Annotated in this window: 12 protein-coding genes and 1 pseudogene; all 13 read left to right on the top strand. The window is 73.2% G+C overall.

Annotation, left to right across the window (positions count from 1 at the left end; genetic code table 11):
* Nucleotides 1-170: 170 nt before the first annotated feature.
* The 13 genes and pseudogenes from infC (at nucleotide 171) to tyrS (ending at nucleotide 11901) form a co-directional block, all read left to right on the top strand.
* Nucleotides 171-827 (top strand): translation initiation factor IF-3, encoded by a 657-nt coding sequence (gene infC / locus BJF86_RS09645; RefSeq protein WP_075818567.1) that lies wholly within the window; start codon nucleotides 171-173, stop codon nucleotides 825-827.
* A gap of 87 nt (nucleotides 828-914) precedes the next feature.
* Entirely contained in the window at nucleotides 915-1109 is a 195-nt protein-coding gene (rpmI, locus tag BJF86_RS09640; RefSeq protein ID WP_022925542.1) for a 50S ribosomal protein L35, read from the top strand.
* 51 nt (nucleotides 1110-1160) lie between these two features.
* A complete protein-coding gene (gene rplT, locus BJF86_RS09635; RefSeq protein WP_022925541.1) occupies nucleotides 1161-1547 on the top strand; it encodes a 50S ribosomal protein L20 in 387 nt (128 codons plus the stop codon).
* Nucleotides 1548-1594: 47 nt separating this feature from the next.
* Entirely contained in the window at nucleotides 1595-2416 is an 822-nt protein-coding gene (locus BJF86_RS09630; protein ID WP_075818565.1) for a TrmH family RNA methyltransferase, read from the top strand.
* 120 nt (nucleotides 2417-2536) lie between these two features.
* Nucleotides 2537-3609: pseudogene (gene pheS / locus BJF86_RS09625) on the top strand (phenylalanine--tRNA ligase subunit alpha).
* On the top strand, nucleotides 3609-6146 hold the full coding sequence (pheT, locus tag BJF86_RS09620; protein ID WP_075818563.1) for a phenylalanine--tRNA ligase subunit beta: 2538 nt from the start codon (nucleotides 3609-3611) through the stop codon (nucleotides 6144-6146). The pseudogene pheS and the gene pheT overlap by 1 nt, the downstream one beginning before the upstream one ends.
* Nucleotides 6143-6922, top strand: coding sequence for an SDR family oxidoreductase (locus tag BJF86_RS09615; RefSeq protein ID WP_075818561.1), 780 nt, complete (start codon nucleotides 6143-6145; stop codon nucleotides 6920-6922). Before pheT ends, BJF86_RS09615 begins: the two co-directional genes overlap by 4 nt.
* A complete protein-coding gene (locus BJF86_RS18350) occupies nucleotides 6919-7434 on the top strand; it encodes a phosphotransferase (RefSeq protein ID WP_202817334.1) in 516 nt (171 codons plus the stop codon). The genes BJF86_RS09615 and BJF86_RS18350 overlap by 4 nt, the downstream gene beginning before the upstream one ends.
* Entirely contained in the window at nucleotides 7365-7847 is a 483-nt protein-coding gene (locus tag BJF86_RS18345) for a phosphotransferase family protein (protein WP_202817340.1), read from the top strand. Before BJF86_RS18350 ends, BJF86_RS18345 begins: the two co-directional genes overlap by 70 nt.
* Nucleotides 7848-7999: 152 nt before the next feature.
* The gene (gene argR / locus BJF86_RS09605) at nucleotides 8000-8491 is read left to right on the top strand and encodes an arginine repressor (protein WP_028131116.1); all 492 of its coding nucleotides are present in this window, start codon (nucleotides 8000-8002) and stop codon (nucleotides 8489-8491) included.
* A gap of 22 nt (nucleotides 8492-8513) precedes the next feature.
* A complete protein-coding gene (argH, locus tag BJF86_RS09600) occupies nucleotides 8514-9944 on the top strand; it encodes an argininosuccinate lyase (protein WP_075818559.1) in 1431 nt (476 codons plus the stop codon).
* A 4-nt stretch (nucleotides 9945-9948) separates the two neighbouring features.
* Nucleotides 9949-10584, top strand: a complete 636-nt coding sequence (locus BJF86_RS09595) for a DNA-3-methyladenine glycosylase (protein WP_075818557.1) — start codon at nucleotides 9949-9951, stop codon at nucleotides 10582-10584.
* A 57-nt stretch (nucleotides 10585-10641) separates the two neighbouring features.
* Complete coding sequence (gene tyrS / locus BJF86_RS09590) at nucleotides 10642-11901, top strand: tyrosine--tRNA ligase (RefSeq protein ID WP_075818555.1); 1260 nt, start codon at nucleotides 10642-10644, stop codon at nucleotides 11899-11901.
* Nucleotides 11902-12260 lie beyond the last annotated feature (359 nt).

Genomic DNA, 12260 nt, shown 5'->3' with positions numbered 1-12260 from the left:
CGGGCGCCACGGCGTCCGACGTGCAAGAGGGGCTCAGCCCCCACCCGCGCCGACCTCCGGGTCGCCGGGTCCGACACGGTCCGCCACCGCCTCCGAGCGGCGGCTGCAGCGCATACCTGCGGGTGTGCGTGCTGCGCCGGACCGTGGGGGACAGGCCTCTTGCGCACCAGGTGCCAGGAGGCCTTTCTGGTGCCCGGGGTCGTCAGACACGACGACGAAGGAGCAGGCACATCAGCGAGCCTCGCATCAACGACCGCATCCGGGTCCCGGAAGTGCGGTTGGTGGGTCCCAACGGGGAACAGGTCGGCATCGTGCGCGTCGAGGACGCGCTGCGGCTGGCGGCCGAGGCCGACCTCGACCTGGTCGAGGTCGCCCCGATGGCGCGCCCCCCGGTCGCCAAGCTCATGGACTACGGCAAGTACAAGTACGAAGCCGCCATGAAGGCCCGGGAAGCCCGCAAGAACCAGGTCAACACGGTCATCAAGGAGATCAAGCTCCGACCGAAGATCGACGACCACGACTACGGCACCAAGAAGGGCCACGTCGTGCGCTTCCTCAAGGCCGGCGACAAGGTCAAGGTCACCATCATGTTCCGTGGCCGCGAGCAGTCCCGGCCCGAGCTCGGCTTCCGGCTGCTGCAGCGCCTGGCCGAGGACGTGGCCGAGCTCGGCCACGTGGAGAGCGCCCCGAAGCAGGACGGCCGCAACATGGTGATGGTGCTCGGGCCGACCGCCAAGAAGGCACAGGTCCGGCAGGCCAAGCGGCGCGACGCCGAGCGCACCCAGGCCGCGTCGGACGAGGCCACGCTCGCCACCGACCCGCAGTGAGGTGCGGGGCCCAGCGGCCCCGGACCCACGGCATACCCCAGGACCACGCCCGGCACCCCGGGCGGAGACGACGAAGGAGATCGGCTCATGCCGAAGATGAAGACCCACAGCGGTGCCAAGAAGCGCTTCCGCGTCACTGGCTCCGGCAAGATCATGCACCAGCGTGCACGCCACGTGCACAAGTTCCAGGAGCGCACCAGCCAGGCGGCGCGCCGGCTCGTGAACGACAAGGAGGTCGCCCCCAGCGACGTCCGCAAGGTCAAGAAGATGCTCGGCCTCTGAGCCGGCACCCCTGAAACTTCCCACCCCCAGCACTAGTCAAGGAGTACTCACGTGGCACGCGTGAAGCGGGCGGTCAACGCCCACAAGAAGCGTCGGGTCGTCCTGGAGCGCGCCAGCGGTTACCGCGGGCAGCGCAGCCGGCTCTACCGCAAGGCCAAGGAGCAGGTCACCCACAGCCTGGTCTACAGCTACAACGACCGTCGCGCCCGCAAGGGTGACTTCCGTCGCCTCTGGATCCAGCGGATCAACGCCGGTGCGCGCGCCAACGGCATGACCTACAACCGGTTCATCCAGGGCCTCAAGGCCGCCGGTGTCGAGGTCGACCGCCGGATGCTGGCCGAGCTCGCCGTGCACGACGAGGCGGCCTTCACCACCCTCGTCGAGCTCGCCAAGGCCAACGTGCCGGCCGCGGGCGAGAAGGCCGAGTCCGCCGCCTGAGCCACGGCGCACGACGCCTGACCCCGGCACCACCGACGCCCCGGCGCATGAGCGACCCCGACCAGCCGCTGCTGAGCAACCCTCGCAGCGAGCGGGTCCGGGCGGTCGCCGCGCTGGGGCGTCGTGCTGCCCGGGAGCGCTCCGGCACCTTCCTGGTGGAGGGGCCGCAGGCCGTCCGGGAGCTGCTGCGGCACGCCGCGGGGCGGGCCCGGGCGGTCTACCTCACCGATGAGGCGGCACAGCGGCACCGCGAGCTGGTCGACACCGCCGTGGCCGCCGGGCGGCCGGTCCACCGCGGCACCGAGCCGGTGCTGGCGGCGATGGCCGACACCGGCTCGCCCCAGGGTGTCCTGGCGGTCGCCGAGCGGGTCGACGTCCCCCTGGCGCGGGCGCTGGACGCGGTGGGGGAGGACGGCTTCGCGGTGGTGCTGACCCACGTGCGCGACCCCGGCAACGCGGGCACCGTGCTGCGTGGGGCCAGTGCCTTCGGGGCCGACGCGGTGCTGGTCAGCGACGCCTCGGTCGACGTCCACAACCCCAAGGTCGTGCGCTCCACGGTCGGTGCCCTCTTCCACCTGCCGGTGAGCGTGGGCACGCCCGTCGGGGAGCTGCTCGGCGCCTGCCGGGAGCGGGGCATCCGGCTGCTCGCTGCGGACGGCTCCGGCGAGACCGTGCTGCCGGATGCCGGGCTCACCGGCCGGCACGCGTGGGTCATGGGCAACGAGGCCTGGGGGCTGCCGCCGGAGGTGAGCTCCGGCTGCGACGCGCGGGTGCGCATACCCATCACCCGCGCCGAGTCGCTCAACCTGGCCATGGCGGCCACCGTGTGCCTGCACGCCTCCGCCGCCGCGCGATCCCGCCTCCCGTGATCCCGTCCCGACCGGGCGACGCCGGTGGGGTGTCGGACGAAACCCGGTCGAGGGTCGGACCGGTCCGCACCTAGACTGGCCGCCGTGTCTGCAGCCGATGCCCCCGACCCGACCGACGGTATGCCTGCTCCCCATGTCCCCGATCTCGCGCCCGAGACGGTCGACGGTCACCTCATGGGGGCGCTGATCGCCATCGAGCGGGCCGCCGACCTGGACCAGCTCAAGGACGTCCGTCTGGCGCATGCGGGTGACCGGTCACCGCTCGCCCTGGCCAACCGCACCATCGGCTCGCTGCCGGGCTCGGAGAAGGCCGCGGCGGGCAAGCTTGTCGGCCAGGCCCGGGGCCGGGTCAACCAGGCCCTCGCCGCCCGGCAGGTCGAGCTGGAGGCCGAGCGCGACGAGCGGATCCTCGTCGAGGAGGCGATGGACCTGACGGTCGCCCCGGGTCGTCGGCCGCTCGGCCGACGGCACGTGATCACCGTCACCGCCGAGCGGATGGCCGACGCGATGGTCGGCCTGGGCTGGGAGATCGCCGAGGGGCCGCAGGTCGAGGCGGAGTGGTTCAACTTCGACGCGCTCAACTTCGACAAGGACCACCCGGCGCGGCAGATGCAGGACACCTTCTTCGTCGACCCGGCCAAGGCCGGGCTGGTGCTGCGCACGCACACCTCGCCCACCCAGGCGCGGTCGCTGCTGGACCGCGGCGTCCCGCTCTACGTCGCCGTCCCCGGCAAGACGTTCCGCACCGACGAGTTGGACGCCACGCATACCCCCGTCTTCCACCAGCTCGAGGGCATCGCGATCGACGAGGGCCTGACCATGGCCCACCTCAGGGGCACGCTGGACCGGCTCGCCGAGGCGATGTTCGGCCCCGGGATCGTCAGCCGGTTGCGCCCCGCCTTCTTCCCCTTCACCGAGCCGAGCGCGGAGATGGACTTCCGCTGCTTCGTCTGCCGCGGTGAAGACCCAGGTTGTCGGACCTGCGGCGGGACCGGCTGGATCGAGTGGGGCGGCTGCGGGATGGTCAACCACAACGTGCTGCGCGCGGCCGGGGTCGACCCGGAGCGCTACCAGGCTTCGCCTTCGGGATGGGCGTGGAGCGGACCGCGATGTTCCGCCACGGCATCGCCGACATGCGGGAGCTGATCGAGGGAGACGTGCGCTTCAACGCGCAGTTCGGGATGGAGATCTGATGCGGGTTCCGGTCGACTGGCTCGGCGACTACGTCACGCTGCCCGAGGGCGTCACCGGCGAGCAGATCGCCGCCGACCTCGTGGCCGTCGGTCTCGAGGAGGAAGGCGTGCACACCAGCGGTGTCGGCGGCCCGCTCGTCGTCGGCCGGGTCCTCGAGATGACCCCCGAGGAGCAGAAGAACGGCAAGACGATCAACTGGTGCCAGGTCGACGTCGGAGCCGCGAACGGCACCGGCGAGCCGCAGGGCATCGTCTGCGGGGCCCACAACTTCGGCGTCGGCGACCTCGTCGCCGTCATCCTGCCCGGCGGGACGCTCCCGACCCCGCAGGGTCCGCTGACCATCAGTGCCCGCAAGACCTACGGCCACGTCTCGGCGGGCATGATCTGCTCGGTCCGCGAGCTGGGGATCGGGGATGACCACGACGGCATCCTCGTGCTGCCCCGGCTCCTGCCCGAGGGCGTCGTCGCCGGGCTCGCGCCGGGCGACGACCTCATCGGCGTCCTCGGGCTGGACCGCGAGACCGTCGAGGTCAACGTCACGCCAGACCGCGGCTACTGTTTCTCGGTCCGCGGCATCGCGCGGGAGTACTCCCACTCCACCGGTGCGGCCTTCACCGACCCCGCCTCGCTCGCCGTGGACGCCGGAAGCGGCGAGGGGTATGCCGTCCGCCTCGCCGACGAGACGCCGCTCGAGGGGGTCGCCGGGTGCGACCGCTACCTGGCGCGGGTCGTGCGGGACATCGACCTGACCCGCACCACGCCGGAGTGGATGGCCCGCCGTCTCACCGAGGCCGGCATGCGGCCCATCGGGCTCGCCGTGGACGTCACCAACTACGTCATGCTCGCCCTCGGGCAGCCCCTGCACGCCTTCGACCTGGCCACGCTCACCGGTCCGGTCGTGGTGCGACGGGCCCGTCCGGGGGAGCGGCTGACGACCCTGGACGACGTGGACCGCGCGCTCGACCCTGAGGACCTGCTCATCACCGACGGCGGCGAGCGGGTGCTCGCGCTGGCCGGGGTCATGGGCGGCGAGGACGGCGAGGTGACGCCCGGCGTCACCACCGACGTCCTCATCGAGGCGGCCCACTTCGACCCGCGGACCGTCGCACGCACGTCGCGCCGGCACAAGCTGTCCAGCGAGGCGGCGAAGCGCTTCGAGCGCGGTGTCGACCCGGACGTGACGGCTGCCGCGGCCCAGCTCGCGGTCGACCTGCTGGTCGAGCACGGCGGGGGCACCGCCGACCCGGCGATCACCGACGTCGACCAGCGTGCCGAGCGGGCCGCGATCGAGCTCGACCTGACCATGCCCACCGCCTACGTGGGCGTCAACTACTCCTTCGACCGGGTGCGCGAGGTGCTCGCGATGATCGGCTGCGAGGTCTCCGACACCGACGACCCGCGCCGGGTGTCGGTGGTCGCCCCGAGCTGGCGCCCGGACCTCACCGACGCCGCCACGCTCGTCGAGGAGGTGGCGCGGATCGACGGCTACGACAAGATCCCCTCGGTCGTGCCGCGTGCCGTCGGCGGGCGCGGTCTCACCCACGGGCAGCGTGCCCGCCGCGCCGTCGCGACGGCCCTCGCCGGGCAGGGCCTGCAGGAGGTGCTGACCTACCCCTTCGTCGGCGCCGACCGTTTCGACGAGCTGGGGCTCGCCGAGGACGACCCGCACCGGCAGGCGGTCCGGCTGGCGAACCCGTTGTCCGACGAGGCGCCCCTCATGCGGACCGCGCTGCTGCAGACCTTGCCGGAGGCGGTGCTGCGCAACGTCTCCCGCGGCAACCGCGACGTGGCGCTCTTCGAGATCGACACCGTCACCCACCCCGAGCCGGACGCGATGGCCCCGGTCCCCGGGGTCGGTGAGGTCCCCGCCGACGACGTCCTGGCGCAGATCCGCGGTGCGGTCCCGGCGCAGCCCTGGCACGTCGCCGTGATGGCGGCCGGGCAGGCCGACCGCGCCGGATGGTGGGGCCGGGGCCGCCCGGTCGACGTGGTCGACGTGGTCGGCTGGGCGCACGCGGTCGCGGACGCCCTCGGGGTCGAGCTCCGCCGGCAGCAGAGCACCCGCGCGCCCTTCCACCCGGGCCGCTGCGTCGACCTGACGCTCCCCGACGGCACCCGCGTGGGCTGGGCCGGCGAGCTCCACCCGAAGGTGGTGCAGCGGCTGGGCCTGCCGGACCGGACCAGCGCCGCCGAGCTCGACCTCGACGTCCTCGTGCGCGCCAGCGACCACCGCACGCAGGTCGCCCCGCTGTCCACCCATCCCGTGGCGACCTCCGACGTCGCGCTCGAGGTCCCCCGTGGGGTCCGCTTCAGCGAGGTCGAGCGGTCGTTGCGGGAGGGGGCGGGCACGCTCCTGGAGAGCCTGGAGCTCTTCGACGTCTACGCGGGGGACCAGGTGGCGCAGGACAAGCACTCGCTGGCCTGGCGGATGCACTTCCGCGCCCCGGACCGGACGCTGACGACCCAGGAGGTCAACGCCGCCCGCGACGCAGCGGTGGGCCGCGCGGTCGCCGACCACGAGGCGGTGCAGCGGTGACGCAGCAGCGGGTCGCCCTGGTCACCGGCGCCTCGCGGGGCATCGGTGACCTGCTCGTCCGCGCCCTGCTCGCCGACGGCTGGGTTGTCGTGGGCCTGTCCCGCTCCGGGGCGGTCGCCGACGGCGCGGAAGGTATGCCGTGCGACGTCACCGACGCCGACCAGGTCGAGCGGGCCGTCGCGCAGGTGGTCGACCGCCATGGCCGGATCGACCTGCTCGTCAACAACGCCGGTCTCATCGAGACCGAGGTGCCGCTGTGGGAGTCCGACGTGGACGAGTGGTGGCAGGTGATGGTCACCAACGTCCGCGGCCCCTACCTGCTCACCCGCGCGGTCGTGCCGCACATGATCGCCGCCGGCGGCGGCCGCGTCGTGAACCTCAACTCCGGCGCCGGCACCCGCGAGCGGGCCGACCTCACGGCATACTGCGCGTCCAAGTCGGCGCTCGCCCGGATCACCGGCGGGGTGGCGCAGGCCGGCGCGGAGCACGGCGTGCACGCCTTCGACCTGGCGCCCGGCGTGGTCGAGACCGACATGACGCACGCCATGCGGATGCACGAGGGCCGCACCGAGTGGACCGCTCCCGAGGACGTCACCGCCCTGCTCCTGGCCTTCGCCGAGGGGGAGCTGGACGGCTTCTCCGGGCGGATGGTCCGGGCCGGCGCCGACGACCTCGACACCCTCCGCGAGTGGTCCCGCCGTGGCCTGGGGGAGGGGGCGCGCATGCTGCGGCTGCGGCCGTGGGGAGAGGACGACCCGCTGGCCGCGCCCCGGTGAGCGAGTTCGGCGTCCGGCTCGGGTGGGCGGACCTGCCGGAGGGGGTGCACGACTGGGCAGAGCAGGTGCTGGGCGCGCGGGTGGTCCGGGCCGACTCGCAGCCGACCGGCTTCTCGCCGGGATCGGCGGACCGGGTGGAGACCGCGGACGGGCGGCGCGCCTTCGTCAAGGCCGTGAGCAGCGAGCAGAACCCGGACTCCCCGGGGCTGCACCGCCGGGAGGTCGCGGTGCTGCGCAGCCTGGGCCAGGCCGGCCTCGCTGTCGCCCCGGCACTGCTGGGCGCCTACGACGACGGCACCTGGGTCGCGCTGCTCACCGAGGAGGTGGACGGCGGGCACCCGCACGCCCCGTGGAGCACCCCTGAGCTGGCGGCCACGCTCGACGCCCTGGGCGAGATCGCCGGACACCGGGCGCCGAGGCCTGGCCCGACCTCGCCGCCGAGCTGGCGGGCGAGTTCGGCTGCTGGGCACGCCTCGACGCGGACCCGCCGGAGCACCTCGACCCCTGGGTGACGGCGCGGCTGGACCGGCTGCACGAGCTGTCGCGGCGCACGGTGGACCGGCTGCGTGGCGACGCGGTGGCCCACACCGACGTGCGGGCGGACAACCTGCTGGTCCAGCCCGACGGACGGGTCCGCGTCATCGACTGGCCCTGGGCCAGCCGAGGAGCCCCGTGGTTCGACGCGGCGTCGCTGCTCATCGATGTCCGCGCCGTCGGCGAGGTGGACCTGGCTGCGCAGCTGCCCCGCATCGAGGCGCTCGGCGCGACCCGCGAGGACGTCCTCGCGGTGGTCGCCGGGCTGGGCGGATTCCTGCTCGACGCGGCCCGTCGCCCGCCCGTGCCCGGCCTGCCGACGCTGCGCGCCTTCCAGCGGTCCCGCGGCGAGGCGGCGGTCGCTCTCCTGCGCGAGCTCTGGCCGGACTGAGGTCCACGACCGCGTCTGGACGCCCCGAGGTCACTCGCGAGCCTGTTCGAGGAGGCTCCCGGAGGACGAACCGGCGGCCAGAGCGGCCCAGCCGACACGACCGCATACTCATGCAGTGGGCTGTATAGTCGTGCAGCGTGACCTCCATCCCCATGACCCGCGCCGCGCGGCACCAGCGCATCTCCGACCTGCTGGAGCGGCACGCCGTCGGGTCCCAGGGACAGCTCCTGGACCTGCTCGGGGAGGACGGCATCTCGGTCACGCAGGCGACGCTGTCGCGGGACCTCGTCGACCTGGAGGCGGTCAAGGTCCGCCGCGGCCGCCAGCTGGTGTATGCCGTGCCGGGGGAGGGCGGCGACGCGACGCCGCGCCCGGCCCAGGACGCGGGGGAGGTCAGCCACCGGCTGGCGCGGCTGTGCCAGGAGCTGCTCGTGAGCGCACGCTCGGTGGGCAACCAGGTCGTGCTGCGCACGCCCCCGGGGGCGGCGCAGTTCCTCGCCTCGGCGATCGACCGCAGCGACGCCCCGGACATCCTCGGGACCATCGCCGGCGACGACACGATCCTGGTCATCACCACCGACCTCGACGGCGGCCCGGCGACCGCCGAGCGGCTGCTCGGACTCGCCGCGGAGCCCGAGCACTGAGACCGCGGGCCGGTCAGGGACAATGGTCGACATGACCGTGAGCCTGTGGGGAGGCCGCTTCACCGGCGGCCCCAGCGACGCCTTGGCAGCCCTGAGCAAGAGCACGCACTTCGACTGGCGGCTGGCGCCGTACGACCTGGCCGGCTCGCGTGCCCACGCGCGGGTCCTGCACCGCGCGGGCCTGCTGTCGGACGAGCACCTGGAGGCGATGCTCGCCGCGCTCGGGCGGCTCCGGGCCGACGTGGACGCGGGCACCTTCGTGCCGCTGCCGGAGGACGAGGACGTGCACACGGCCCTGGAGCGGGGCCTCATCGAGCGTGCCGGCGCCGACGTCGGGGGTCGGCTGCGCGCCGGCCGCTCCCGCAACGACCAGGTCGCGGCGCAGTTCCGCATGTACCTGCGTGACCAGGCCCGCCTGCTCGGCGCGAAGGTCCTGGACGTCGTGCAGGCCCTGGTCGACCAGGCCGCGGCCCACCCGGACGTCGCGATGCCGGGGCGCACCCACCTCCAGCACGCGCAGCCGGTCCTGCTGGCCCACCACCTGCAGGCGCACGCCTGGGCGCTGCTGCGCGACGTCGAGCGGCTCGTCGACTGGGACGCGCGGGCGGCGGTCTCGCCCTACGGGTCCGGCGCGCTCGCAGGCTCCTCGCTCGGACTCGACCCGGTCTCCGTCGCGCACGACCTCGGGATGCCGCGGGCCGCCGAGAACTCCATCGACGGGACCGCCTCGCGCGACTTCGCCGCCGAGATGTCCTTCGTGCTGGCCATGGTGGGGGTGGACCTGTCCCGGCTCAGCGAGGAGGTCATCCTCTGGGCGACCGCCGAGTTCGGCTTCGTCACGCTGGACGACGCCTTCTCGACCGGGTCCAGCATCATGCCGCAGAAGAAGAACCCCGACGTCGCCGAGCTCGCCCGGGGCAAGGCCGGCCGGCTCATCGGTGACCTGGCCGGGCTGCTGGCGACCCTCAAGGGGCTGCCGCTGGCCTACAACCGTGACCTGCAGGAGGACAAGGAGCCGGTCTTCGACGCGGTCGACACGCTGGAGGTGCTGCTGCCGGCCGTGTCCGGGATGGTCGCGACCCTCCAGGTCCACGAGGAGCGGCTGGAGGAGCTCGCGCCGCAGGGCTTCTCCCTCGCCACGGATGTCGCGGAGTGGCTGGTCCGCCAGGGCGTGGCCTTCCGGGTCGCCCACGAGGTCGCCGGCGCCTGCGTCCGCGCGTGCGAGGAGCGGGGGATCGGCCTGGCGGACCTGGACGACGACGACCTCGCGGCCATCAGCGAGCACCTGACGCCCGGGGTCCGCTCCGTGCTGTCCGTGCCCGGGTCGCTGGCCTCGCGCAACGCCCACGGCGGCACGGCACCGGTCCGGGTGACCGAGCAGCGCGCCCACCTGCTCAAGCAGGTGGCCCGGTTGCGGCACTGGGTCGGCGAGCTGCCCGTCGTCCGCGACTGAGCCGGTGGCCGGTCACCGTCGGTGGACCCGAGCGGAGCTGGCCGGTCCGGTGCTGGACGTTGCGCCGCTGCTCCTCGGGAGCCTGCTGGTCCACGGTCCGGTGGCGCTCCGGATCACCGAGGTCGAGGCGTATGCCGGCACCGACGACCCGGGGTCGCACGCCTTCCGCGGCCCGACCCCGCGCACCCAGGTGATGTTCGGCCGGGCCGGTCACCTCTACTGCTACTTCAGCTACGGCATGCACTGGGCCGCCAACGTCGTCACGGGCGAGGCGGGCCGGGCCTCGGCGGTCCTGCTCCGCGCCGGGGAGGTGGTCCGCGGCGACGAGGTCGCTCGCGAGCGGCGGCAGCGTGCCCGCCGGTCCGCCTCGGTGGTCACGGACCGGGAGCTGGCGCGCGGACCGGGCAACCTGGCGCGCGCGGTCGGCCTGGGCCGGGAGCAGGACGGCCTGGACCTCTGCGCGGCCGGGGCACCGGCATACCTCACGCATCCGGAGCCGGCGAGCCGGGCACCCGTGGTGCGGCGTGGTCCCCGGGTGGGCGTCAGCGGCGAGGGTGGGTCCGGGCGCCGCTACCCGTGGCGGTTCTGGCTGGACGACGAGCCGACGGTCTCGAGCTACCGGGCCGCCGTGCGCCGCTAGGCTGTGCGGGCGGCGTGGCCGGACGGCCTCGCCCCGCCGACGAAAGGACCGGGAACGGTGACCAACATCCTCGACGAGCTGCAGTGGCGTGGCCTGGTGGCGCAGACCACCGACGAGGCCGCGTTGCGCGAGGCACTCGAGGAGCCCGTCACGGTCTACTGCGGGTTCGACCCGACGGCGCCCTCGCTGCACTTCGGCAACCTGGTGCAGCTGGTCGTGCTGCGCCACCTGCAGCGGGCCGGGCACCGCGTCATCTGCCTGGTGGGTGGCTCGACCGGGCTCATCGGCGACCCCAAGGCCACCGCCGAACGCACCCTCAAGACCAAGGAGGAGGCGGCGGCCAACGTCGCCCGCATCCAGGAGCTGGTCGGGCCGTTCCTGGAGTTCGGCGGCGACAACCCGGCGCTCATGGTCAACAACCTGGACTGGACCGCCCCCCTGAGCGCGCTGGACTTCCTGCGCGACATCGGGCAGCACTTCCGGGTCAACCAGATGATCCGCAAGGACGCCATCGCGGCTCGGCTGGAGAGCCAGGAGGGGATCTCCTACACCGAGTTCAGCTACCAGCTGCTGCAGGGTCTGGACTACCTGCACCTCTACCGGGAGTACGGCTGCACGCTGCAGACCGGCGGCCAGGACCAGTGGGGCAACCTCACCGCAGGGGTGGACCTCATCCACCGGGTGGAGGGAGCCGCGGTGCAGGTGCTCACGACTCCGCTCCTGACCGACGAGAACGGCATGAAGTACGGCAAGTCGGAGGGCAACGCGGTCTGGCTCTCGGCCGACATGACCTCGCCCTGGGCCTTCTACCAGTACTGGATCAACGTCGCCGACTCCGAGACGCCCAAGCTGCTGCGCGTCTTCACCGACCGCACCCAGGAGGAGATCGCCGGTCTGGAGGAGTCAGCACGCGAGCGGCCGCACCTGCGCGACGCGCAGCGGGCGCTGGCCGCCGACGTCACCACCCTGGTCCACGGGAGGGAGGCGACGCGTCAGGTCGAGATGGCCAGCCAGGTCCTCTTCGGGCGCGGAGACCCGCACGCGCTGGACGAGCAGACGTTGCGGGACGCGACTGCCGAGCTCCCGGGTGCCGAGGCACCGGCGGGCTCCCCGCTCGTCGACGCCCTGGTGGCGACGGGCCTGGCCGACAGCAAGGGCGCGGCCCGCCGGCTCCTCGCGGACGGGGGAGTCAGCGTCAACAACCGCAAGACCGGCGACGCAGAGCTCTTGCTGGCCGAGGACGACTTCCTGCACGGCCAGGTGGTGCTGCTCCGCCGTGGCCGCAAGAGCCTGGCAGCGCTCCGAAAGGCCGCCTGACCTGCGGATTTGTCTGCACGGGGAGACCTGACCTAGAGTTGCTCCTCGCCGCACCGACAGGGAGGCACGGACACCGCACAGGTGGCCGGTCCCGGGTCCGGCAGCACGCCTCTCGACCTCTGGCAGACGCCAGGGAGCGAGTTTGACTCGCCGGAGTCGAGATGCGTAACCTTGAAGCAAGAAAGCCCCGGACATCACGGCGCCACAAACGCCGGATCATGGTGTGTGTCCGATTCTTGAGAACTCAACAGCGTGTTTGTTTTTTGATGCCATGTTTGTTTGGCCATGGCACTGGTCACCCCCGTGGTTGGTGTTGTGGTTGTTTTTGCCGGGTTTGTCTGGCTTTCCGGATGCTCATG

The sequence above is a fragment of the Serinicoccus sp. CNJ-927 genome (genome assembly GCF_001942435.1).
Taxonomy (GTDB): domain Bacteria; phylum Actinomycetota; class Actinomycetes; order Actinomycetales; family Dermatophilaceae; genus Ornithinicoccus; species Ornithinicoccus marinus.
The sequence above is the reverse complement of the archived record's forward strand: the minus strand, read 5'-3'. Positions and strand labels throughout refer to the sequence as shown.

Coding starts and splice junctions, on each gene's coding strand:
- rpmI (WP_022925542.1), top strand. CDS start 915: ATGCCGAAGATGAAGACCCACAGCGGTGCCAAGAAGCGCTTCCGCGTC.
- BJF86_RS09630 (WP_075818565.1), top strand. CDS start 1,595: ATGAGCGACCCCGACCAGCCGCTGCTGAGCAACCCTCGCAGCGAGCGG.
- pheT (WP_075818563.1), top strand. CDS start 3,609: ATGCGGGTTCCGGTCGACTGGCTCGGCGACTACGTCACGCTGCCCGAG.
- argR (WP_028131116.1), top strand. CDS start 8,000: ATGACCCGCGCCGCGCGGCACCAGCGCATCTCCGACCTGCTGGAGCGG.
- argH (WP_075818559.1), top strand. CDS start 8,514: ATGGTCGACATGACCGTGAGCCTGTGGGGAGGCCGCTTCACCGGCGGC.